Raw genomic sequence first — 21,765 nt, forward strand, 5'->3', positions numbered from 1 at the left:
CACCCCGACCACGTGCTCCCGCCGCCCCAGCACCACCGGCAGCAGGCCCATGACCCGCAGGAACTCGGTGGTCAGGGAACTGATCTTCGCCGGATCCGGGGCCGGCGGCGCACCCGGCGGCAGCAGCCGAGCACCGAGCCCGGCGCGGTCGAACAGCGGTCGCAGGGTGCTGCGGGTGCGGTGCGCGACGTCGTCGGGGACGCCGATGGATACGTCCCAGCGCTGCCAGTCGGCCGTGATGTGCAGGAACGTGCTGCCGAAGACCTGCTGCCTGAGCACCGAGGGCGCCACGCGGTCGGAGAGCTCCGGCCAGTCGGCGACGAACTCGGCCCTGGCCTCGGGCTCGACGACGAGCCAGAGATCGACGTCACTGTGCCGGTCGGCGGTCCCGCGGGCATGACTGCCCATCAGCCAGGCGGCCAGCACGCGCGGATCGGCTTGGAGGACTTCGACGAGGCGGTCCAGGAACGGTTCGGCGGTCTCCGGCATGCGGGCTCCTCGGCTCCAGGGGTGATCAGCGACAGGGTTCTGATGGTAGAGGCAGCAGTTTGGCTGCTACATGCGGCGCCGATGCATACCCCGAGTGCCCACCGGCACGGCCACCGCCGCCAGTGCGGCGACTGCTCCGAGCCAGGCCGCACCTGACCAGGGCGGCGTAGTCGAGCGCGGTCGGGCTACCGCCTCGATGCGTGTGACCGGCCGCGGCGGTGGCGTGGATTTCGGGGCAGGCGTTGGCGTAATCGTCGGCGTTGGCGTTGGCGTGAGTGTCGGTGTGGGCGTCGTTGGTATAGAGGTCGGCGGTGCCGGACTCCCGCCGAGCAGCGCGACCGGCGCCACCTTCCCATCGGCCGCGAACGCCCAGTCCATCAGGTCCGCCGCCTGGTCGGAGATGTCCGCGCCACCGAGCATCAGCGTCTCGATGATCGTGTGGCCGTCGCGGGTCGCGGCGCCGACGTAGGTGTGGCCGGCCGTCGTCGTCAGGCCGCTCTTGATGCCGATCATGCCCGGGTAGCCGAGCACCAACGGGTCGTGGTTGGTGAGGCTCAGGGTGCTGCCGTCCGGGCCGGGGAACGTCGCGTGCTTCAGGTCGCAGTAGGCGCGGAAGGCCGGCAGGTGCAGGCCCGCGCGGGCGAACAGTGCGAGGTCGTAGGCGCTGGTGGTCTGGCCGTCCTGGTCGTAGCCGTCCGCGTCGACGATGTTCGTGGTGTCCCGCGCGCCGAGGCTGCGCGCCTCGCGCTCCATCGCCGCGGTGGTCGCGGCGAGGCCGCCGGACAGGTGCGCCAGTTCGGCGACGGCGTCGTTGGCCGACTCGACGAACGTCGCGCGCCACAGTTCGGCAACGCTGTACGTGACCCCGGCCGTCATGCCGACCACGCTGCCGTCCGGCTCGGCGGCGAAGTCCGCGGCCTTCGGTGTGACCTCCAGGTCCGGGTCCAGGCGCGGGATGAGGGTGTCGGCTGTCAGGATCTTGAGAGTGCTGGCCGGATAGAGCGCGCGGTGCGGATCCTTCGCGGCCAGGATCTGGCCGGTGTCGTAGTCCACGACCAGGTATGAGGCGACGTCCACGGGCGGCGGCCCCGGCACCGGATCCGACACTGTCACGGGCCCCGTCGCCGACGCCGGATCGGGGATCAGGCTCGCCAAGGCCGCGGCCAGCACAAGCACACTCAACCGAGAGCTCAGCCCCACACGCGGAACGTATCAACGCTCTGTCGCCAGGGCAACGGAACATTGTTACGTTGACACTGTCATATGACAGTGTCATGATGAGCCGCATGACCGAAGCCCCGGCTCCCTGGACCATCGACCGCCTGGCCCGCCTGGCCGCGGCGGCGCTGGCCGCCGGGGCGCCGACCCAGCCCAACGGCCGTATCCGGGAGGTGCCCGACGTGCGGACGATCCGCTGGTACACCTCCATCGGCCTGCTGGACCGGCCGGCGGCCATGCGCGGCCGCACCGCGCTCTACGGCCGCTCGCACCTGGCCCAGCTGGTCGCGATCAAGCGGCTGCAAGCCAGTGGGCTGACAGTGGCGGCGGTGCAGGAACGGCTGCTCGGCGCGGACGCGTCCGTGGTCGAGGAGATCGCGAAGTTGCCGGCCGATCTGGACACCCTGATCGCTCCGGCGGACGCGGATACAGCGGATACAGCACCCTCCCCCGCCCGCTCCCGCTTCTGGGTCACGCCGCCCGCAGCCGAACCATTCACTGCCATCACCGCCGACACCGACACCATCGAGCCCGACACCACCACCCCGCTCATCACCGGCATCCGCCTGACCACCGACATCACCCTGCTTCTGCCAACCGGCCGCACCCCGGACGCCGCCGCCCGCGCCGCGATCGCCGAAGCGGCACAACCACTGCTGGACCTGCTGAACCGGCTCGGCCTGTCCGAGGCCTGACCTTCCCAGAAACCTGACCCAGAGGCCTGACATTCCTAGAGGGGGAACCACCATGACCGTTCGCATCGGTGTCATCGAGGTCGTCGAGATCTTCGAGGAAACGCCGCGCCGCGTACCGGACGGCGGCCTCGGCGCGCTGCGCACCGAACGCGGCAACCTGCCGCTGGAGCTGATCGAGGTCCGCTCCTCGGTGGCCGGCCTGGCCGTGCGCACCGAGCTGGCGCAGGGCTTCCGCAACCCCTACGACGTCCCGCTGGAGGCCACGTACATCTTCGCGCTGCCGGACCGCGCGGCGGTGACCCGGCTGCGGATGGAAGCCGCCGACCGCGTGGTCGAGGGCGTGGTGAAGGAGCGGGAGGCGGCGCGCGCCGACTACAGCGCGGCGATCGAGGCCGGCCAGCGCGCGTCGATCGCCGAGGAGGAGCGCCCCGGGGTCTTCACCCTGCGCGTCGGCAACATCATGCCCGGCGAGCAGGTGGTCATCCGGACAACGCTCTCGGGGCGTCTGCCGTATGAAGACGGCCAGGCCACGTTCCGCTTCCCGCTGGTAGTAGCCCCCCGCTACATCCCCGGCGCCGCGCTCCCAGGCGAGCAAGTGGGCAGCGGGACCGCCGTCGACACCGACCAGGTGCCCGACGCGTCCCGGATCAGCCCGCCGATTCTGTTGCCCGGCTTCCCGAATCCGGTGCGGCTGTCGATCGAGGTCGCGGTGGACCCGGCCGGGCTGCCGCTGGCCGGGCTGACGTCGAGCCTGCACGGGGTGAAGGTGGAGGAAGAGGGGTCCGGCGAGCGATACGTCGTCCGGCTCGACCCCGGAGCCCGGGCGGACCGCGACTTCGTCCTGCGCTTGGCGTACGGAGGTTCGGCGGCGGCGACGTCCCTGGCCGTGGCGTTGGACGAGGCCGACAACGAGAACGAGAACAAGAACGAGAAGTCGGACAGCGCGATGCGCACCGGCACCTTCCTGCTGACCGTCCTGCCGCCGGAGCCGACCGGCGCGACGCGTCCCCGGGACGTGGCGCTGGTCCTGGACCGGTCCGGCAGCATGGGCGGCTGGAAGATGACGGCGGCGCGCCGGGCCGCGGCCCGCATCGTCGACACGCTGACCACCGCCGACCGGTTCGCGGTGCTGACGTTCGACCACGCGATCACTTATCCCGCCGACCTACCGTCCGACGTCCTGTCCTCGGCCACGGACCGGCACCGCTTCCGCGCCGTGCAGCACCTGGCCTCCGTCGAAGCGCGCGGCGGAACGGAGATGCAGCCGGCATTGGACCGCGCGGTCGAACTGCTGGGCGGCGACGACCCGGAACGGGACCGGGTCCTGGTCCTGGTGACCGACGGCCAGATCGCCGGCGAGGACTCGGTGTTGTCGGCCCTCGCCCCGAAGCTCGCGAACCTGCGGGTCCACACGGTCGGGATCGACAGCGCGGTCAACGCCGGCTTCCTGCGACGATTGGCGAGCTCCGGGGGCGGACACTGCGAACTGGTGGAGTCCGAGGACCGGCTCGACGAAGCGATGGACGCCATCCACCGGCGCATCGGCACGCCGCTGGTGACCGGGCTGCGCCTGGCCGGAAGCAGCGGGCTGGAGCTGGATCAGGACTCGATCACCCCGGCCCGGCTGTCGGACTTGTTCGTCGGCGCGCCGCTGGTGGTGGCCGGGCGGTTCAAGGGAGCCGCGGCATCGCCGGGGGTGGCATTGGCAGACATCGGGGCCGGCATCGTCATCACCGGCGAAGCCGCCGACGGCTCGGCGTGGACCCGGCGCGTGCCGGCCGTCGAGACCGCGGACGCCGGACTCGCGCAGTTCTGGGCCCGCGGCCGCATCCGCGATCTGGAGGACCGGTACGTCTCGGCGTCCCAAGGGCAGCCGGACATCGAGCGGGCGATCGTCGCGACGTCGGTGGGTCACAGTGTGCTGTCCCGCTTCACGGCGTTCGTCGCGATCGACACCCGGGTGGTGGCCGCGGGCGGCCCGCTCAAGCAGGTCACGCAGCCGGTCGACCTCCCCGCGGGCTGGGGCGCGCCCCCGGCGCCCGCAGGGGTGCCCAGGCCGATGCGCAAGGCCGCGGTGTACATGGGCACTTTCGAGCCGGACGCCATGGAACCGGAGATGGACTCGTTCAGGAGCCTGTCAATCCAGCCCGGCACGGTTCACAGCCGGCTGTCTCCGCCGCCGTCCCCAGCAGCGCCGAGCGGCGGCCCTGGTTTCGGCGCCGCCCCGGCAGCGGCAGCCCGGCCTGCTGCCACGCCTACGCCGTCCCGCGGGCCGATGCCCTCAGCGGAAGAGGACCTGGAAATCCCGGATTTCCTCAAGTCCTCGGCGCCGGCAGCTGCACCGACACCGGCACCAGTCACCGAGAAGAAGACCACGCCGCCCATGGTCGACCTCCACGCCTTCGCGGCGCACTGGCTGCCCCGCTTCACCGCCGCCGCCGCCGCCGCGACCGACGAACAAGAGGCGCTGTTGCTCGAATTCACCACGAAGCTGACAGAGCTGATCCCGGGCTTGCCTGCCGAGCACCAGGCGAGCGTCAGCGAACTCCTCAGCACCCTGAGCTCCGCCGAAAAGCCGGTCGCCGAGCGGTGGCAGAGCACTGTCACGTTCCTGGAATCACTCGCGCGGCCTGCCCGCCGACCCTTCTGGAAGCGCTGAACCACCGCTGAAAACGCTGAACCACCGCACGAAGGCCCGGCTCGGCATGCGCCCGAGCCGGGCCCTGGCGTCAGCAGAATCGGCCGCGCTCAGCCCAGAATCAACGCCGCCGCATGTTCCCCGATCATCAATGCCGCCGCGTTCGTGTTCCCGCCGACGATGCTCGGCATGATCGAGGCGTCGGCGACCCGCAGCCCCGCAACGCCCCGCACCCGCAGCTCGGGGTCCACGACCGCCCGCTCGTCGACGCCCATCCGGCAGGTTCCGACCGGGTGGTACACCGTGGTCGCGCGGTTCGGCAGCTCGGCGGCCAGCGCCGCGCGGTCGGCGTGCGCCGGGCCGGGCGCGGTCTCGCCGAGGACCCGGCCGGCCAGCGAGCGGTGGGCCATCGCCTCGCGGACCATCTCCATGCCGTCCAGCAGCAGCTCGGCGTCCGCGGGATCGTGCAGGTACGCCGGGTCGATGAGCGGCGCGGCCAGCGGATCGGCCGAGGCCAGGCGCACCGTGCCCCGGCTCTTGGGGTAGATCAGGGTCGGCATGATGGTCAGCGTCCGGCGCGGATCGGCCTTGTGCCGCACCGGCGCGTCCTGGTTCGGTCCCGGATACGACCACGGCAGCACGTGGATCTGGAGGTCCGGCACCGTTTCGGCGCGCGGGCTGCGCACGAAGCCCACGGCCTCGAACACGGTGCGCCCGACCCACGTTCCGCCGCGGGTCACCTCCTTCACGAAACCGCGCGCGAAGTACGGCGCCGTCCCCTTGTTGCGCGCCTCCGGCATCAGGAAGCACATCGGGACGAAGAGGTGGTCGTGCAGGTTGTCGCCGACCGGCAGATCGGCCACCACCTCGACGCCCACCGAACGCAGGTGTTCCGCGGGGCCGATCCCGGACAGTTGCAGGAGCTGCGCCGATCCGAAGACCCCGGCGCACAGGACCACTTCCCGCGTGGCCCGTACCACCTGGCGCGCGCCGCCCTCCGCGATCACCTCGACGCCGACGGCCCGGTCCTTCTCCAGCACCACGCGCGTGACCGTGACGCCGGTGACCACATCGAGCTGCGCCATGCCGTGGTCGTCGAGGTAGCCGACCGAGGAGCTGTAGCGCAGGCCGTCGTGGGCGCTCTGCTGGACGATCCCGATGCCCTCCTGCGACTCGCCGTTGTAGTCGTCGAGGACCTTCACTCCGGCGGTGTCGGCGAACGCTTCCATGAACCCGAGGGTCGCGGTGGTGACGTCGACCTGTCGCCGTACCTTGATCGGCCCGGAGCCGCCGCGCAGGTCGTTCTCGCCGTCCTCCCAGCTCTCCAGTTTCTTGAAGCTGGGCAGCACATCACCGTGGGACCAGCCCTGGCAGCCCTCGGCCGCCCACGAGTCGTAGTTCGCCGCGTTCCCGCGCACGAACAGCATCCCGTTGACGGACCCGGAGCCGCCGAGCACCTTGCCGCGCGTCTGCGGCATCTTGCGCCGCAACGCGTCAGCCTGCGGCACCGAGTAGTAGCCCCAGTCCAGCCGGGCCTTCAGCTGCGGCACGCTGTGCACCGCCGCGATCAGCCCCGGCTTGCGCACCAGCCTCGTCCGATCGGACCCGCCGGCCTCGATCAGCACCACCCGCGCCCCGCTCGCGGCCAATCGCGCGGCCAGCACGCACCCCGCACTGCCGGCGCCGACCACGACGTAGTCGGCCTCCCCCGGCACCGAACCCTTCGAACGCTGTCCCATAGGGCGCACACCCTCCCGCGGCCGGCGCCGCGTGATCACGGTAGGTCGCTGCACTGTAGGAGGGACTGCGTGAGGGTACAAGGGGCATCTTCGGAAATGCCGGTGCCGGATATACCGACACCGGCACGGGCGCCGTCACCGTCACCGTCACCGTCGCCGTCACCGTCACCGTCATAGAGCGGCGTGCCCGTCACCACTGGGGAGTGAACGGAGGCTGCGGGAATCCTCCACGACGGACACGCCGCGCATAGCACGCCCCCGTGCCGTGTATGCCCGTACAACGCACAGCTCGACACAAGAGTTCAGCTATTCGACAGTTCGACTATTCGATCCGCGGCGACCCACGCCGCAGGATCCGCCGCGCCGGCACCAGCACCGCGGCCGCGCCGGGCACCGCCACCGCGATCACCATGCCCGCGACGGCCAGCGGCGGCACCGAGAGCATCGGCAGGCCGGTGACGCCGGCGGCGTAGGCGAACAGCGTCACCCCGGCGACCGCCGCGCCGACCACCGTCCCGGTGCCCACGATGATCACCGTCTCCAGCCTCAGGGCCCGCATCACCTGGTCCCGCGTGGCGCCGACCAGCCGCAGCAGCGTCAGCTCCCGGCGCCGCGAGGCCGTGGCCACGCCCAGCGTGGTCACCACGCCGACCAGGATGAAGCCGACGATCGCCACCACCGCGATCAGCCCGGTCAGGCCGTCGTGCCGGGACTTCTCGGTCAGGGCACTGCCATAGTCGGCGGCGGTGGCGGTGTGCAGCCCGACGAACTTGCTCGTCAGGGGACTGAGATCACCATTGCCGTTGACGAGCACGAAATCGTCGAGCGTGTTCGCGGCGTGCGCGGCCACCAGGTCCCGGGGCAACAGCACGTCCCCGAAGCCGAAGCCGCGCTGGTACAACGCCACGACCTTCAGCGTCACCTGTGTGCCGTCGCCCAACCACAGCTGCCGGGTGTCGCCGACCTTCGTGTCGTGCGCCACCTGCGAACTCAGCGCGACGGTTCCGGGCTCGTTCAGCCCGGCCAGCGAACCGGCGGTGATCTTCGGATCCAGCGTCGTCGCCGAACCACCCGCGACGCCCTGCGCCGACAGCGACTGCAACGACGTGCCCAGGTTCCACACCGGCATCAGCACCGTGGTCCGCTTCACCGCGGTCACGTCGCTCACCCCCGGCAGCGCCTTGGCCGCTTCGTAGGCGCCGTGCGGGATGCCGGGCCCGGATGACGTCAGCACCCGCTCGGCCCGCATCCCGGCCCGCGCCTCGGCGGCCGTGGCGTTCGAGGTCGTGGTCTGCGCGAACAGCTGCGTGCCAGCGAACGCCAGGGCCAGCGCGATCGGGGTGATGACGGCGGCCATCCGGACCGCGGCGGCGCGCGCCGAGGTGGCGGCCAGGTCGCCGGAGATCGGCGAGAGCCGGCGCAGCAGCGCGCCCAGGACCCTGGTACCACCGCGTGCGATCCACGGTCCCAGCAGCGCCACGCCCCACATCAGCGAGATCACCAGCCCGGCCACCGACGAGGACGCCGCCTGGCCGCCGACCGTGAACGTCAGCACCAGCATCCCGGCGCCGAGCGCCAAGAACACCAGCCCGGTAATGACGCGCCAGCGCGACTGCCGCTTCGGCTCGACGGCGCTCTCGCCGAGCGCCTGCACCGGCTTGATCTTCGACACCCGCCGCGCGGACAGCCAGCCGATGCCGACCGCCGTGAGCACGGTGAGCAGCGCGGAACCGGCCACGGGGATCGGGCTCAGCGCCAGGTGGTAGCCGGCCGGCAGCACGCCCTGCGAGCTCATCACGGCCAGCAGCGCCGCCCCGAGGCCGAGCGAGGCGACCGCGCCGACCAGCGCCGAGGGGATGGCGATCTTCAACATCTCGCGCACGATGACCCGCCGCACCTGCCGCGGCGTGGCGCCGACGGCGCGCATCACCGCCAGCTCGCGCGTCCGGTCCCGCACCGACAGCTCCAGCAGTCCGGACACCACCAGCAGCGCGACCAGCAGGCTCACGCCGCCCAGGGTGCCGCCGGTGGCGATGTTGTCCGCCCGGCCGGCCTGGATCCCCGGGTGTTCGATGTCGCCGCGTGCCGCGCCGGTGGCGACGTCCAGGCCGGGGGCGGCGTGGCGCAGGGCGGAGCTGGAGACGTGCGAGCCCGCGTCAGCCAGCACCACCAGCGCGTCGGCGCGATCCGGGTGGCCGGAGACCGTCTCAGCCTGCTGTTGGGTGAAGTAGAGCGTCCCGGCCGGGCCGCCGGAGTCGATCCCCGAGACCCGGTAGTCCTGCGGGGACCCGTCGATTTGCAGCTGGAGCTCAGAACCGGCCCGGATTCCCAGGCGGGCAGCCGATTCCGTGTCGAGCACCACGTCCTTCGCCGACGCCGGAGCGTGGCCGGAGGTGAGAGTGGTCGGCGTCAGTTTGGCCGAGTCCCAGCCGTGGCCGGTGAGGGTCTGCCCGGTCGGTGCCGCGACCACCGGCACCAAGAGGTCCGCGACCACGTCGGCGACGCCAGGCACCGCCTTCAGCGGCCCGCTCTGCGTCAGCGGCACGCGGTTCGGCTCGACGAGCGGCCGGCTCTCGGAGTTCTTGTTGTCCCCGCTGCCGGTGCTGTAGGTGACGCTCTGCTCGCCGTGCACGACCGCGGCGGCCGAGGCGTACCGGTCCAGCGAACCGTGCGCCCGGACACCGGACTCGATCAGCACCCCGAAGGCGCCGAGCATCATGGCCGCCACCGCCAGCGCGGCGGCGACCCCGAAGGCGATTCCCTTCCTCACAGCGTCTCCCAGCGGTTCAGGACCGTCGCGGCGGTCGGGCGCGGGAGCTCGTCGACGATCCGGCCCTCGGACAGGAACACGACGCTGTCGGCCCAGGCCGCGGCGGTCGGGTCGTGCGTCACCAGCACCACGGTCTGGCCGGTGCCGTCCACGGCCTCGCGCAGCAGCCGCAGCACGTGCCCGGCGGTGCGCGGGTCCAGCGCGGCGGTGGGCTCGTCGGCGAACACGATCTCCGGCCGGGTGACCAGCGCCCGGGCCACCGCGACCCGCTGCTGCTGCCCGCCGGACAGCTGGGAGGGCTTGTGGTCCAGCCGGTCGGCCATCCCGACCCGGTGCACGACCTCGGTGAGCCAGCCGGTGTCCGCCCGCCGGCCGCCCAGGCGCAGCGGCAGCGTGATGTTGCGCTGGACGTCCATCGACGGCACCAGGTTGTAGCCCTGGAACACGAACCCGACGCGGTCCCGGCGCAGCTGGGTGAGCGCGGTCTCCTTCAGCTTCCCGAGGTCGGTGTCGCCGAGCCGGACCGTGCCGGAGGTGGGCCGGTCCAGTCCGGAGGCGCAGTGCAGGAAGGTGCTCTTGCCGGAGCCGGAGGCGCCCATGATCGCGGTGAAGGTGCCGCGCCGGAAGGCCCAGCTGACGTTGTCCAGGGCGACCACGCGGCCGCGGTCGTAGGACTTGGTCACGCGTTCCAGCGTCACGGCGGCGCCGCCGGGGTCGGCGGCATGCGCGGCGGCGTGCACGGCATGCGCGGTAGTCGCGCCGGGCACGGTGTTCGGGGCGGTCATAAGCGCTCCTGCGTCGGTGGATCAGTACGCCTTCGACGCTAGTTTTCGATCTTCTTCCGCCCCAGCGGCCCAAGGCCCCTCTTGGGGGTGTAACGCGCTACACCACGATGGTGGGGCCTGCCGTGCCGACTCACCGCGACCTGGCCTTTAGAGTGGGGGGATCATGAAGATCCGCGCCCTGTTCGCCCGAAGCCTGCGCTCGACGTGGTACCTGGTCGCGGGCCTGCGGACCGCCCTGCCCGCCCTGCTCGGCGTCTGCCTGCTGCCGCTGGCGCTGCTGCTGGCGTTCGGGGTGCCGGGGCTGCCGTGGGTGGCCGGACGGATCCGCGTCCTGACCAACATCGAGCGCCGCCGGGCCGCGAAGGTGTTGGGGTATCCGATCCGGGAGCCGTCCACGCCGGTGGCGGCCGATCCGTACCGGCAGTACTTCGCCCTGATGCGGTCCGCCTCGGTGTGGCGGGACATCGCGTGGATGTTCGTGCACGGGTTCGTCGGGCTGCTCATCGGGGTGCTGTCGGTCGAGGTGTGGGTCGGGATCCCCTGGGACCTGGCGCTGCCGTTCTGGTGGTGGACCGTGAAGCCGGGCACGATCGGCGCCGGCGCGCAGATCTACACCTGGCCCCAGGCGATCGCCTACCCGCTGCTGATGACGGTGTTCCTGACGGCACTGCAACTGTGGGCCCAGCCCCAACTGGCCCGGTTCCAGGGCTGGTACGCGCGGCGCCTGCTCGGCCCGACCCGCCGGACCGAGCTGGCCGCCCGGGTGGAGTCACTGACCGAGACCCGGGCCCAGGCGCTGGAGGCGCACGGCGCCGAGCTGCGCCGCATCGAACGCGACCTGCACGACGGCACCCAGGCCCAGCTGGTCAGCGCCGCGCTCCGGCTGGGCCTGGCCGACCAGCGCTTCGACGCCGATCCCGACGGGGCCAGGGACCTGATGCTGGACGCCCGCAGCGGCATCGAGCACGCGCTGACCGAACTGCGCACCGTCATCCGCGGCATCCACCCGCCGATCCTCAGCGACCGCGGCCTGGCCGGGGCGGTGCGCGCACTGGCCGCCGGACGTCCGGTGCCGGTGTCGGTGGACATGCCGGAGCCGGACCGCCGCTGCCCGGCGGCGGTGGAGGCGGCGGCGTACTTCGTGGTGGCCGAGGCGCTGACCAACGTCGCCAAGCACAGCGGCGCCGCGCACGCCTGGGTGTCCCTGCGGCATGATGGCCCCTACCTGACGGTGCGGATCCGGGACGACGGCACCGGCGGCGCGGACCCCAACCTGGGCAGCGGCCTGGCCGGGATCCGGCGCCGGGTGGCGGCGCTGGACGGCGTCACCAGGATCGACAGCCGCACCGACGGCACCGGGACGAACGTGGAAGTGGAGCTGCCGTGCGGCTTGTGATCGCCGAGGACAACGTGCTGTTGCGCGAAGGGCTGCAACTGCTGCTGACCACGGTCGGCCACGAGGTGGTGGCGGTCGCCGGCAGCGGCCCGGAGGTGGTCCCGACCCTGCTGGAGCACCGCCCCGACGCGGCGATCCTGGACGTCCGCCTCCCCCCGGGCTTCCGCGACGAGGGCCTGCGCGCCGCGATCCAGGCCCGCAAGGTCCTACCCGGCCTGCCCATCCTGGTCCTGTCGCAGTACGTGGAGGAAACCTACGCCGCCGAGCTGCTGGCCGAAGGCGCCGCCGGCATCGGCTACCTGCTCAAGGACCGCGTGGCACGGGTCTCGGAGTTCCAGGAGGCACTGGAGCGGGTCGCCGCCGGCGGCACCGCCCTGGACCCCGAGGTGGTCTCGCAGCTGCTGACCCGCCGCGACCCCCTGGACGCCCTCACCCCGCGCGAACGCGAGGTGCTGGGCCTGATGGCGCAGGGGCTGGACAACACGACCATCGCCGCGACGCTGGTGATCACCGAACGGTCGGTGAGCAAGCACGTGGGGAACATCTTCGGGAAGCTGGGGCTGCCGCCGGACGAGGCCGGGGACCGGCGGGTGCGGGCGGTGCTGGCTTTTTTGGAGGCTGGGAGTTGAGGGCTCGCGGGTGAGTGCTTGCGGCTGAGTGCTCGCGGCTGAGTTGATCGAGCCGGCAGGTCGCGCTCCGCAAAACTCTGCCGGTGCCTCAGCACTCGGCACCCAGCACTCAGCTCTCAGCCGATCCAACCGGCGTCCACCGCCGGGCTGCTGTCGTAGACCACGTACTCGCGCTCGCTGCTCACAATCTCGTGCCCGGCGCCCCGCAACACCTCGGTCAGCCGCGCCAACTCGCCGACCGCCGCATCGCTACCGACCCGATAGCAGCGCTGCGTCACGAACCTCTCCGAGCCGCCGTCGTCCCGCACCCGCCGCGCGTTCCGCGACAAGTGCGCACCGTGTGGCGTCACCAGCTCCGCGAGCGCCGCCTCGTCCACCCCCGCCGACAGCAGCAGCTTGAGATGGTGTTCGAAGTACCGATCGTCCGGCTCCTCCGAGGCCTCCACAGCTGTGGCAGGCACCCCCGCCGCGAACGGCGAAGACTCCAGCTTCAGCCGCGTCACCACCAGGCCCGCCGCCCACAGCTCCCCGGCCATCGCCTCCGCCTCGGCGAGCACCGCCTCGGCCGTGCCCTCGCCCGGCACCGTGAGCATCGGCTGCGACACCGTTTCGCCGCGCGCCAACACGATGTGCGTGAACTTCACTCCGCGCTCCCCCGCCCACGCGGCCAGTCCGGCGCTCGCGGCGTCGTCGCCGGCAACCGTGATGTGGTACTCGAACCCGCCCTCGACCCCGCTCATGCGATGGTCAGCGCGTGCCCGAGTCGCCGCAGCCACTCATCGACCGTTCCGCCGACCGCGTGTTCGGCGTCGAACGCGTCCCAGTCGACCGCGACGTCGGCCAAGTCCCGCACCGTGAAGTCCCGCACCCGCAACCCCTCCGACTTCCGCAACACCCGCCGCAGCAGCTTGCCATCGAGCACCATCCCGGGCAGCTCGGCCAGTACCACCGCGTCGTAGAGGTCCTTGGCCTTCGCGTATCCGGCGTCCTTCGTGTCCTGCAACAGCCACAGCAGCTTCCACGCCAGCGACAGCTCCGCACTCGCCGCCCGGATCACCGAGGGCTCGCCGTCCAGCCGGGGTATCCGGGTCCAGACCGGCCGCTGCGGCATCGGCTCGTCGAGCGAGAAGTCCAGCGACACGGTTCCGCGCACGGACGTCCGCTTCCCGAGTCGCTTCCGCCATGGGATCACGACGCGCACCCCGGGCGAGGAGTAGCCCGAGTACATCCAATCGCCGTGCTCGTCGAACCCGTCGGGATCCAGTTCGATGCCGCGCCCGACGTCCTTGCGGTCCCGGACCAGGTCCGCCAGGCCCCCGTACGGCGAGGAACGCTCCCAATCCTCCTGCGCGACCCAGTTCAGCCCGTCCGGCGAGACCCACGGGTTGCGTCCCCCAGTGTCGAACTCCGCGTCGGCCCACAGCCGCGCGCGCCCGGCGCCGTCCGCGACCTCCGGCCACTGCTGCACCGTCGCCAGCTCGTCGACGTACGGATACGGGTCCGATTCGTCCACCGGCCAGCCGTCCTGGACCACCACGAAGTCCAGATCCGCGGGTTTACGCGCGGCGGATCCGGCGTATGCCGTCATCAGCATGCTGCCCCGCAGCACCAGCTGGTCGCCGCACTCCGCACCGGCGATCAGTGCCAGGACATGGTCCAGGACCAGGCGATGGCAGGTGTCGGCGGCGTCGGCCGGCCCGGGATCGGTCACGGCCGCCGATTATGCCCGCGGCCGCCGACAGCCCGGCCCGTCCCCCGAACGGCGCACGATCGCTCGCACAAAACTTGTATGACTCGTTATCTTGAATTGTTCGCCTCTAGCCGGATAGGTTGAAGCCATGACCGCACCACCCCCGCCGACCGCCGCGGACGAGCTCCGCGGTGCCGGACTCCGGGTGACCGCGGCACGCGTGGCCCTGTTGGAAACGGTGCGCGGCGGCGACCACTTGGACGCCGACGCCATCGCCTCCGGGGTCCGCGAGCGGGTCGGCCACGTGTCGTTGCAGGCCGTCTACGAAGCCCTCCACGCGCTCACCGCCGCCCGGCTGGTGCGGCGCATCGAGCCGGCCGGCAGCCCGGCCCGCTACGAGGGCCGGGTCGGGGACAACCACCACCATCTGGTGTGCCGGAACTGCGGCGCGGTGGTGGACGTCGACTGCGCGGTCGGCGCGGCCCCCTGCCTGGACGTCGTCGACGACCACGGCTTCACCATCGACGAGGCCGAGGTCGTCTACTGGGGCCTGTGCCCCGCGTGCGCCACTCCCGCCGGTCCCGAGGGGTAGCCGGCGCGACGATCCGCGAACATCGAGAACAGAACAACAAGAACAGAACAACAAGAACAGAACAACAAGAACAGAGTACGACCGAGTACGACCGAGTACGACCGAGCGCATCCGAGAACATCCGAAAACCGCGTGAACCGCCAGAACCGGAAGGACTTCTTTCAGATGTCTGAGCAGCAGCATGGCGACATCGACGTCGACATCGATCACGGCGCCCAGGCCAGTGCCGGCGGCTGCCCGGTCGCCCACGGCCGAGCAGCCCACCCCACCCAGGGCGGCGGCAACCGCCAGTGGTGGCCGAACCGTCTGAACCTGAAGATCCTGGCGAAGAACCCCGCGGTGGCGAACCCGAACGGCGCGGACTTCGACTACGCCGCCGCGTTCAACACCCTGGACCTGGCCGCGGTCAAGGCGGACATCGCCGCGACGCTTAAGGACTCCCGGCCGTGGTGGCCGGCCGACTTCGGCAACTACGGGCCGTTCATGATCCGGATGGCCTGGCACAGCGCCGGCACCTACCGGGTGCACGACGGCCGCGGCGGCGGCGGTACCGGCCAGCAGCGGTTCGCGCCGCTGGACTCCTGGCCGGACAACGCCAGCCTGGACAAGGCCCGGCGCCTGCTGTGGCCGGTAAAGAAGAAGTACGGCCAGTCCCTGTCCTGGGCCGACCTGATCATCCTGACCGGCAACGTGGCGCTGGAGACGATGGGCTTCAAGACCTTCGGCTTCGCCGGCGGCCGCCCCGACGTCTGGGAGCCGGACGACGACGTCTACTGGGGCCCGGAGCAGACCTGGCTGGGCGGCGAGGAGCGCTACAGCGGCGACCGCAACCTGGAGGAGCCGCTGGCCGCGGTCCAGATGGGCCTGATCTACGTCAACCCCGAGGGCCCGAACGGCAACCCGGACCCGATCGCCGCCGCCCGCGACATCCGCGAGACCTTCGGCCGGATGGCGATGAACGACGAGGAGACCGTCGCGCTGATCGCCGGCGGCCACACCTTCGGCAAGACGCACGGCGCCGGCCCGGCCGACAACGTCGGCGCGGACCCCGAGGCCGCCCCGCTGGAGCAGGCGGGCCTGGGCTGGAAGAGCAGCTACGGGAGCGGGGTCGGCGCCGACGCCATCACCTCGGGCCTGGAGGGCATCTGGACCAACACCCCGACCGCCTGGGACAACAGCTTCTTCGAGATCCTGTTCGGCTACGAGTGGGAGCTGTTCAAGAGCCCGGCCGGCGCCAACCAGTGGCGGCCGAAGAACGACGGCGGCGCCGGCACCGTCCCGGACGCCTTCGACGCGGCCAAGACGCACCAGCCGACGATGCTCACCACCGACCTGTCGCTGCGCATGGACCCGATCTACGAGCCGATCTCGCGCCGGTTCAAGGACGACCCGCAGGCCCTGGCCGACGCCTTCGCCCGCGCCTGGTACAAGCTGACCCACCGCGACATGGGCCCGATCGCCCGCTACCTGGGCCCGGAGGTCCCCAGCGAGCGCCTGATCTGGCAGGACCCGGTCCCGGCCGTCGACCACCCGCTGATCGACGCCGCCGACGCCACCGCCCTGAAGGCGAGCATCCTGGCCACCGGCCTGACGGTGCAGCAGCTGGTCACCACCGCCTGGGCCGCCGCGGCCTCCTTCCGCGGCAGCGACAAGCGCGGCGGCGTGAACGGCGCCCGGATCCGGCTGGAGCCGCAGAACGGCTGGGAGGTCAACGAGCCGGAGAAGCTGGCCCCGGTGCTCAGCAAGCTGGAGGGCGTCGTGTCGGCGTTCAACGGCGGCGCGAGCGGCGGCAAGAAGGTCTCGCTGGCCGACGTGATCGCCCTGGCCGGCGCCGCGGGCGTGGAGAAGGCGGCCAAGGACGCCGGCTTCGACGTCACCGTGCCCTTCCACCCGGGCCGCACCGACGCCACCCAGGAGCAGACCGACGTGGAGTCGATCTCCTACCTGGAGCCGCGCGCCGACGGCTTCCGCAACTGGCAGGGCAAGGACGCCGCGCTCCCGGCGGAGTACCTGCTGCTGGACAAGGCGAACCTGCTGAACCTGTCGGCCCCGGAGATGACCGTGCTGGTCGGCGGCCTGCGGGTGCTCGGCGCCAACCACGGCGGCGGCACCGCCGGGGTGTTCACCGGCACCCCCGGCGTCCTGACGAACGACTTCTTCGTCAACCTGCTGGACCTGGACACCAGCTGGACGCCGACCGACGCCGACTCCACCACCTTCGAGGGCCGCGACGCCGCCGGCGCCCTGAAGTGGACCGGCACCCGCGCCGACCTGGTGTTCGGCTCGAACTCCGAGCTGCGCGCGCTGGCCGAGGTGTATGCCGGCGACGACGCGAAGGAGAAGTTCGCGAAGGAGTTCGCGGCGGCGTTCGGCAAGGTGCTGGAGCTGGACCGGTTCGACCTGCACCGGTAGCGGTAACGGTAGGCGGGAACTCAGGGGTTGGTTCAAGCCCCGAAGGACCGCGAGCCCCGCTCGGACGCTTCGGCGTTCGGGCGGGGCTTTTTCGGTTGGGGCGCTACGTTTCCGAGAGCGAGTCAATAAGCTGAATCATCCGGCGTAAGAGGGTCTGCATCACCCGGTTCTCAAAGACCATGGTCAGCGTGCCCTCCTCGAACCGTTCGGCGCGGACGATCAGAGTCAGGTACTGGCGGCACTCCTGCGCGGTGCGAGTCCGGACCTTTTTCAGGTCCGGCAGGCGGATCGTCCGCTGTCCCTCCTCCCAGGCGCGCCAATCGAAGCCGGTCACCGGCAGCTGCTTGCCGATCACGAAGGCGACCGTCTCGGTGACGATCGGGGCATGCCGCGACCAGGGCATACACAGCGTGCCGTCCGGGTTGCCGGTGACCCACTCGCCGAAGGGACCGTCGTGCTCGTCGATCCGGCGGAGCAGATCGGCCAGGACGGTGCGGTCCTCGGCGGTCAGGCGGGCCAGTGCCGCCCGCGCCGAGTCAGCCGGATCTTCCGGCCCGGCGCTCCCACTGATGCTCACGTGCTCACGTCACGATTCTCATCGCCGCCGCGCCACCCACCCCAGCACGTCCCGCGCCTTCGCCGCGGTCCAAGTGCCGCCGGAGTCGTCGGCGCCGACGATGTGGAACACGTCGTAGTCGCCGGCGTCGCGGGTGAGGGCGGCGGAGACGGCGGCGGCCAGGTCCGAGGCGGCGAGGGCGGGGACCGGGGTGCCGTCGTCGCGGCGGACCTGGACCGGTTCGTCCTTGACCGGCAGGGCCCACAGCGGCCAGAGGTCGTCCGGGGTCGGGAAGGCCAGGCGCAGGACGGTTACCGTCATCCCGTGTTCCTGCGCGGCGATGCGCGCCACCTGCTCGCCCAGGCGCTTGGTCACGCCGTAGACGTTCGTGGCGTCCGGCTCGCTGCCCTCGTCGACGTCTCGCTCGACCAGCCGCACCGGCTCGTTGCTGAACACCGACAGGCTGCCGATCACCACCGCGCGGGAGACGCCGGCGGCGTGCGCGGCCTGGAGCGTCGCGTACACCGACGCCACGTTCACCTCGAACGCGCTGGCCGTGTCCGGCGCCGGCCAGTCCGTCTCCGAGAGGCTGCCCATCGCGCCGTGCACCACCGCGTCCATCCCGTCCAGCGCCGTGGCCAGCACCTCCGGGTCCGCCGCGCTGCCGACGACGTGGTCGTAGCCGCCCTGCGGCGGCACCAGGTCCAGGACCCGGACCTCGTGCTGCTCGGCGAGCAAGGGGGTCATCAAGGTACCGACGTACCCCGAGCCTCCGATTATCAGGATGCGCATCCGCTGAACGTAGCAGCCGCCCGCCGACCATTCATCGGAGATACCGCCCGGCCGCGCCGACCACTCATCGGAGAAGCCGCCCGGCCGCGCCGTAGACTCACCCGGTGATCGGCACGGACCCCCCGCCCGGCGCGACGATGTGGCTGACCGGCCTGCCCAGCGCCGGCAAGAGCACGCTCGCCACGGCGCTCGCCGCGCGCCTGCGCGAGCAGGGCCGCCGCGTCGAGGTGCTGGACGGCGACGAGCTGCGCCGCACGGTGTCGGCGGGCCTCGGCTTCAGCCGCGCCGATCGGGAGGAGAACGTGCGGCGGGTCGGGGCGCGCGCGGCGGAGCTGGCGCGCGCGGGTGCGATCGTGCTGGTCGCGGTGATAGCGCCGTACGCCGACTCGCGTGCCGAGGTGCGGCGCCTCCACGTCGCGGCGGGGATCCCGTACCTGGAGATCCATGTCGCGACGCCGATCGAGGTCTGTATGCGACGGGACGTCAAGGGTCTCTACAAGCGCCACGCTGAGGGCGAGCTCACCGGCCTCACCGGAGTCGACGACCCCTACGAGGTGCCGGAGGCACCGGACCTACGCGTCGACACCCGGCACGAGCCGGTCGAGACGTCAGCCAAGGCGCTCGACAACTTACTCCACGTCCGAATCCCGCCAGTATCGTAAGGCGCAGCGGCTCAGACTGGGTAGGTGAACATCTACACCGAAATCGAAAGCCCGGTCGGACCGTTGTTGCTGGTCGGCGAGAAGGACGAGAACGGCGGCACGCGCCTGGCGTCCCTGTCGATGGCCGGTCAGCGATACGCGCCGAGGATCGGTGACGGTTGGACCGCTGACGCCGAGGCGTTCAGCGACGTCAGCCGACAGCTCCAGGAGTACTTCGCCGGGACCCGTACCGAATTCGACCTCGAATACCTCGACGACCTCGAACACCGCGAACACACCGCCACCGGGAGCGACTTCCAGCGCGGCGTGTGGGCGGCGGTCGACGCGATCCCGCACGGCACGACCACCACCTACGGCGCGCTCGCCAAGCAGCTCGGCCTGCCCCGCGACCGGGTCCAGGCGGTGGGCGCGGCGGTCGGGGCGAATCCGCTGCTGATCGTGCGGCCGTGTCACCGGGTCATCGGTGCTGACGGGTCGATGCGCGGCTACGCCGGGGGCGTCGAGAACAAGCAGTGGCTACTCGCGCTCGAAGGCGCCATCGCGCCGCTGCTGGTCTGAGCGGAAAGGAACGAACCATCATGCCCGGCACCACCACCCTGGAAAACCACTCTCCCCTCACCGCCGCCGACTGGCCCGCGATCACCGCCGAGCTCGACTCCGTCGGCTGTGCCCCGACGCCGCAACTCCTCACTCCCGAGCAGTGCCGCGACATCTCAGCCCTCTACGACCGTCCCGAGCTGTTCCGCACGACCGTGGACATGGCGCGGCACCGCTTCGGCTCCGGCCAGTACCGCTACTTCACCCACGACCTGCCCGAGGTCGTAGACACCCTGCGCCGCGCACTGTGGCCGCACCTGCTGCCCATCGCCCGCGACTGGGCCGCGCGCCTGAACCGGCCGGCGCCGTGGCCCGACGACCTCGACGAGTGGCTGGCGCGGTGCCATGCCGCCGGCCAGGCCCGCTCGGCGCAGATCCTGCTCCGCTACGGCCCCGGGGGCTGGAACGCCCTGCACCGTGACGTGTTCGGCGACATGCTCTTCCCGCTCCAGGCGGTCATCGGGCTGGACGCGTACGGCAGCGACTACACGGGAGGCGAATTCCTCCTGGTCGAACAACGCCCCCGCGCCCAATCCCGGGGCACCGCCACCCCGCTCCCCCAAGGCCACGCCTTGATCTTCACCACCCGTGACCGCCCGGTCCGCTCCGCGCGTGGCTGGTCCACCGGCCCGGTGCGGCACGGGGTCAGTACCGTGCGCTCCGGCCGCCGCCATGCCCTCGGCCTGGTGTTCCACGACGCGGCATGACGACGCGGTATGACGATGCAATATGACAACGCGGCATGACCTGGACCCTGCTCGGCCCCGACGCCCGCCCCTACGAGAGCCCGGCGCCGGGCACGCTCGGCGGGCACCGGCGCCTCCGCGTCTACGGGCGTCTCGACTGTCCCTCGGCTCTCCGCCATATAGCTGCGGGACATTACACGCGGCATCGGGTCTTCTTCGCCAACGAGGCCACGGCGATCGCCGCGGGTTATCGGCCATGCGCGCGGTGTCTGCCTGAGCGGTATCGCGCTTGGCGAGCGCGGAGCGCGGGACGCGGGCCCGTCGGCGAGTCCGGCCGCCGGCGCTAAGCGTCCCGCCGCATGTCCCGGACCTCGGCCAGCACCTTGAACCCGGCCGCCTTATACGTCGCGACCCCGCCGACGTTCGACGTCGCGGTGGCCACGACCGCACTCGACGCGCCCAACTCCCGCAGCGCATCCGCCGCCGCGACCGTGATCGCCGTCCCGTATCCGCGTCCGCGATGGTCGCGATGCACGCCCATCGGCTCCAGCAATCCGGGCCTGCCGGGGCCGGCCGACCAGACCGTCACCGCCGCGACCGCGTGGCCCTGCTCGTCGTAGGCGACCAGGCAGCGGGCGTCGGCGTAGAGCTCCCCCGCTGCCATCACATGCCAGCGTTCTTCGGAGAACGTCGAGTTGTCGAACGCCGCGCGCTGCACGGCCGCCCGCACCCCCGCGAGCTCCGGCCCGACCACCTCGAACCGCAGCCCCGCGCCGGTATCTGCTCCTGCTGTCCGCCGCCCCGGCTCGGCGAGATCACGCCGGAGTTGGGTCCACGGCTCATCCTCGACCCAGCCCTCCTGAGCCAACACGTCCTGAATCACCGCGTCCATCGGCGCCTCGACATACGCCTTCCCAGGTGTCAGTACGTCGCGCTCCGTGTCGCCCACGTCCGCGACCACCTGCCGCGCCAGCTCCTCATCCGGCCGGGCGTCCGGGGCGATCGTCATCCGCAGCAGCCCCGGGCCGTCGATCAGCCCGACCGCGAGGATCCGGCCGTCCCGGCTCCACGTGCGCACCGCCGAAGCCGCAGTCTCGCCGCCGAAGCGCCAGAACCAGCCCAGGTCCCCCGGATGCAACTGCATCGGCGCGCCCTCCTGCTGCCACTCCCGCAGCGCGCCCGCCGCCGCGCTCAGACCCCGGACATCCGGCTTGCCCAACACGATCGCCATGGCTAGATCACACACCAGCCCGGCAGCCACCGCATCTGGTTTCCGGCCGATCAGCAATTGCCAGGCGATGCGCCTTCGGGTCACCCGAAGGTCAACCCGGTAAGAACCGCCCAGGCCACCGAGCCCCTACCCGCCAGTAGCCCGCGCGCCGGCCCGCGTCCCAACCCGCGCCGCAGCTCTCCATACCC

20 protein-coding genes are annotated in these 21,765 nt (G+C 71.7%); 10 read left to right on the plus strand and 10 right to left on the minus strand.

All coding sequences use genetic code 11. The features are described from left to right. Both IZR01_RS35345 and IZR01_RS35350 read right to left on the minus strand, forming a co-directional pair. A partial coding sequence (locus tag IZR01_RS35345; RefSeq protein WP_194926382.1) for a nucleotidyltransferase domain-containing protein occupies nt 1–489 on the minus strand: 489 nt, incomplete at its 3' end. A gap of 66 nt (nt 490–555) precedes the next feature. Next, nucleotides 556–1,665, minus strand: coding sequence for a D-alanyl-D-alanine carboxypeptidase family protein (locus tag IZR01_RS35350; RefSeq protein ID WP_323747187.1), 1,110 nt, complete (start codon nt 1,663–1,665; stop codon nt 556–558). 110 nt (nt 1,666–1,775) lie between these two features. Here IZR01_RS35350 and IZR01_RS35355 point away from each other — a divergent pair, with 110 nt between their 5' ends. Together IZR01_RS35355 and IZR01_RS35360 are read left to right on the plus strand one after the other, a co-directional pair. After that, nucleotides 1,776–2,402 carry a helix-turn-helix domain-containing protein gene (locus tag IZR01_RS35355; RefSeq protein ID WP_228560912.1) on the plus strand — a complete coding sequence of 209 codons (627 nt, stop codon included), beginning with the start codon at nt 1,776–1,778 and terminating at the stop codon, nt 2,400–2,402. Nucleotides 2,403–2,454: 52 nt separating this feature from the next. Beyond that, nucleotides 2,455–5,061 carry a VIT domain-containing protein gene (locus tag IZR01_RS35360; protein ID WP_194926384.1) on the plus strand — a complete coding sequence of 869 codons (2,607 nt, stop codon included), beginning with the start codon at nt 2,455–2,457 and terminating at the stop codon, nt 5,059–5,061. 89 nt (nt 5,062–5,150) lie between these two features. Here the strand turns inward: IZR01_RS35360 and IZR01_RS35365 are convergent, their stop codons facing one another. From IZR01_RS35365 to IZR01_RS35375, 3 genes are all read right to left on the minus strand, one after another. After that, nucleotides 5,151–6,779, minus strand: a complete 1,629-nt coding sequence (locus IZR01_RS35365) for a GMC family oxidoreductase (protein ID WP_194896425.1) — start codon at nt 6,777–6,779, stop codon at nt 5,151–5,153. A gap of 322 nt (nt 6,780–7,101) precedes the next feature. Beyond that, entirely contained in the window at nt 7,102–9,549 is a 2,448-nt protein-coding gene (locus tag IZR01_RS35370; RefSeq protein ID WP_194926385.1) for an ABC transporter permease, read from the minus strand. Continuing rightward, nucleotides 9,546–10,334 (minus strand): ABC transporter ATP-binding protein, encoded by a 789-nt coding sequence (locus IZR01_RS35375; protein WP_228555164.1) that lies wholly within the window; start codon nt 10,332–10,334, stop codon nt 9,546–9,548. Before IZR01_RS35375 ends, IZR01_RS35370 begins: the two co-directional genes overlap by 4 nt. Before the next feature lie 163 nt (nt 10,335–10,497). Between IZR01_RS35375 and IZR01_RS35380 the strand changes: the two genes are divergently transcribed. Together IZR01_RS35380 and IZR01_RS35385 are read left to right on the plus strand one after the other, a co-directional pair. Further along, nucleotides 10,498–11,730 (plus strand): sensor histidine kinase, encoded by a 1,233-nt coding sequence (locus tag IZR01_RS35380; RefSeq protein WP_194896423.1) that lies wholly within the window; start codon nt 10,498–10,500, stop codon nt 11,728–11,730. After that, on the plus strand, nt 11,718–12,359 hold the full coding sequence (locus tag IZR01_RS35385) for a LuxR C-terminal-related transcriptional regulator (protein WP_194896422.1): 642 nt from the start codon (nt 11,718–11,720) through the stop codon (nt 12,357–12,359). The genes IZR01_RS35380 and IZR01_RS35385 overlap by 13 nt, the downstream gene beginning before the upstream one ends. Nucleotides 12,360–12,475: 116 nt before the next feature. On the opposite strand, the gene IZR01_RS35390 is transcribed toward IZR01_RS35385, so the two are convergent. Both IZR01_RS35390 and IZR01_RS53700 read right to left on the minus strand, forming a co-directional pair. After that, nucleotides 12,476–13,099 (minus strand): hypothetical protein, encoded by a 624-nt coding sequence (locus tag IZR01_RS35390; RefSeq protein WP_194896421.1) that lies wholly within the window; start codon nt 13,097–13,099, stop codon nt 12,476–12,478. Next, entirely contained in the window at nt 13,096–14,070 is a 975-nt protein-coding gene (locus IZR01_RS53700; RefSeq protein WP_323746478.1) for a nucleotidyl transferase AbiEii/AbiGii toxin family protein, read from the minus strand. The genes IZR01_RS35390 and IZR01_RS53700 overlap by 4 nt, the downstream gene beginning before the upstream one ends. Before the next feature lie 127 nt (nt 14,071–14,197). On the opposite strand from IZR01_RS53700, the gene IZR01_RS35400 reads away from it, so the two are divergent. Both IZR01_RS35400 and katG read left to right on the plus strand, forming a co-directional pair. Then, nucleotides 14,198–14,641 carry a Fur family transcriptional regulator gene (locus IZR01_RS35400; RefSeq protein WP_194896420.1) on the plus strand — a complete coding sequence of 148 codons (444 nt, stop codon included), beginning with the start codon at nt 14,198–14,200 and terminating at the stop codon, nt 14,639–14,641. A gap of 165 nt (nt 14,642–14,806) precedes the next feature. Continuing rightward, nucleotides 14,807–17,053 carry a catalase/peroxidase HPI gene (gene katG, locus IZR01_RS35405; RefSeq protein ID WP_228555163.1) on the plus strand — a complete coding sequence of 749 codons (2,247 nt, stop codon included), beginning with the start codon at nt 14,807–14,809 and terminating at the stop codon, nt 17,051–17,053. Nucleotides 17,054–17,156: 103 nt separating this feature from the next. On the opposite strand, the gene IZR01_RS35410 is transcribed toward katG, so the two are convergent. Continuing rightward, nucleotides 17,157–17,630 (minus strand): DUF6508 domain-containing protein, encoded by a 474-nt coding sequence (locus tag IZR01_RS35410; RefSeq protein WP_194896419.1) that lies wholly within the window; start codon nt 17,628–17,630, stop codon nt 17,157–17,159. 18 nt (nt 17,631–17,648) lie between these two features. Then, nucleotides 17,649–18,401, minus strand: a complete 753-nt coding sequence (locus IZR01_RS35415; protein WP_194896418.1) for an NAD-dependent epimerase/dehydratase family protein — start codon at nt 18,399–18,401, stop codon at nt 17,649–17,651. Nucleotides 18,402–18,538: 137 nt separating this feature from the next. On the opposite strand from IZR01_RS35415, the gene cysC reads away from it, so the two are divergent. The 4 genes from cysC to IZR01_RS35435 are packed head-to-tail and all read left to right on the plus strand — an operon-like array spanning nt 18,539 to nt 20,693. Further along, nucleotides 18,539–19,063 (plus strand): adenylyl-sulfate kinase, encoded by a 525-nt coding sequence (cysC, locus tag IZR01_RS35420; protein ID WP_194896429.1) that lies wholly within the window; start codon nt 18,539–18,541, stop codon nt 19,061–19,063. A 24-nt stretch (nt 19,064–19,087) separates the two neighbouring features. After that, nucleotides 19,088–19,621, plus strand: a complete 534-nt coding sequence (locus IZR01_RS35425) for a methylated-DNA--[protein]-cysteine S-methyltransferase (protein ID WP_194896417.1) — start codon at nt 19,088–19,090, stop codon at nt 19,619–19,621. Between the two features lie 20 nt (nt 19,622–19,641). Further along, nucleotides 19,642–20,367 (plus strand): 2OG-Fe(II) oxygenase, encoded by a 726-nt coding sequence (locus tag IZR01_RS35430; RefSeq protein ID WP_194896416.1) that lies wholly within the window; start codon nt 19,642–19,644, stop codon nt 20,365–20,367. A gap of 35 nt (nt 20,368–20,402) precedes the next feature. After that, the gene (locus tag IZR01_RS35435) at nt 20,403–20,693 is read left to right on the plus strand and encodes an Ada metal-binding domain-containing protein (RefSeq protein ID WP_194896415.1); all 291 of its coding nucleotides are present in this window, start codon (nt 20,403–20,405) and stop codon (nt 20,691–20,693) included. Here IZR01_RS35435 and IZR01_RS35440 read toward each other — a convergent pair. Further along, complete coding sequence (locus IZR01_RS35440; RefSeq protein WP_194896414.1) at nt 20,690–21,577, minus strand: GNAT family N-acetyltransferase; 888 nt, start codon at nt 21,575–21,577, stop codon at nt 20,690–20,692. The genes IZR01_RS35435 and IZR01_RS35440 overlap by 4 nt on opposite strands. Between the last annotated feature and the right edge of the window lie 188 nt (nt 21,578–21,765).

It is taken from the genome of Catenulispora pinisilvae (genome assembly GCF_015356865.1).
In the GTDB taxonomy this organism is placed as follows: Bacteria; Actinomycetota; Actinomycetes; order Streptomycetales; family Catenulisporaceae; genus Catenulispora; species Catenulispora pinisilvae.

Bases quoted from the DNA above. Each gene is read 5' to 3' on its own strand.
- IZR01_RS35355 (WP_228560912.1), top strand. From the start codon at position 1,776: ATGACCGAAGCCCCGGCTCCCTGGACCATCGACCGCCTGGCCCGCCTG.
- IZR01_RS35360 (WP_194926384.1), top strand. From the start codon at position 2,455: ATGACCGTTCGCATCGGTGTCATCGAGGTCGTCGAGATCTTCGAGGAA.
- IZR01_RS35365 (WP_194896425.1), bottom strand. From the start codon at position 6,779: ATGGGACAGCGTTCGAAGGGTTCGGTGCCGGGGGAGGCCGACTACGTC.
- IZR01_RS35375 (WP_228555164.1), bottom strand. From the start codon at position 10,334: ATGACCGCCCCGAACACCGTGCCCGGCGCGACTACCGCGCATGCCGTG.
- IZR01_RS35380 (WP_194896423.1), top strand. From the start codon at position 10,498: ATGAAGATCCGCGCCCTGTTCGCCCGAAGCCTGCGCTCGACGTGGTAC.
- IZR01_RS35390 (WP_194896421.1), bottom strand. From the start codon at position 13,099: ATGAGCGGGGTCGAGGGCGGGTTCGAGTACCACATCACGGTTGCCGGC.
- IZR01_RS35400 (WP_194896420.1), top strand. From the start codon at position 14,198: ATGACCGCACCACCCCCGCCGACCGCCGCGGACGAGCTCCGCGGTGCC.
- katG (WP_228555163.1), top strand. From the start codon at position 14,807: ATGTCTGAGCAGCAGCATGGCGACATCGACGTCGACATCGATCACGGC.
- IZR01_RS35415 (WP_194896418.1), bottom strand. From the start codon at position 18,401: ATGCGCATCCTGATAATCGGAGGCTCGGGGTACGTCGGTACCTTGATG.
- cysC (WP_194896429.1), top strand. From the start codon at position 18,539: ATGTGGCTGACCGGCCTGCCCAGCGCCGGCAAGAGCACGCTCGCCACG.
- IZR01_RS35430 (WP_194896416.1), top strand. From the start codon at position 19,642: ATGCCCGGCACCACCACCCTGGAAAACCACTCTCCCCTCACCGCCGCC.
- IZR01_RS35435 (WP_194896415.1), top strand. From the start codon at position 20,403: ATGACCTGGACCCTGCTCGGCCCCGACGCCCGCCCCTACGAGAGCCCG.
- IZR01_RS35440 (WP_194896414.1), bottom strand. From the start codon at position 21,577: ATGGCGATCGTGTTGGGCAAGCCGGATGTCCGGGGTCTGAGCGCGGCG.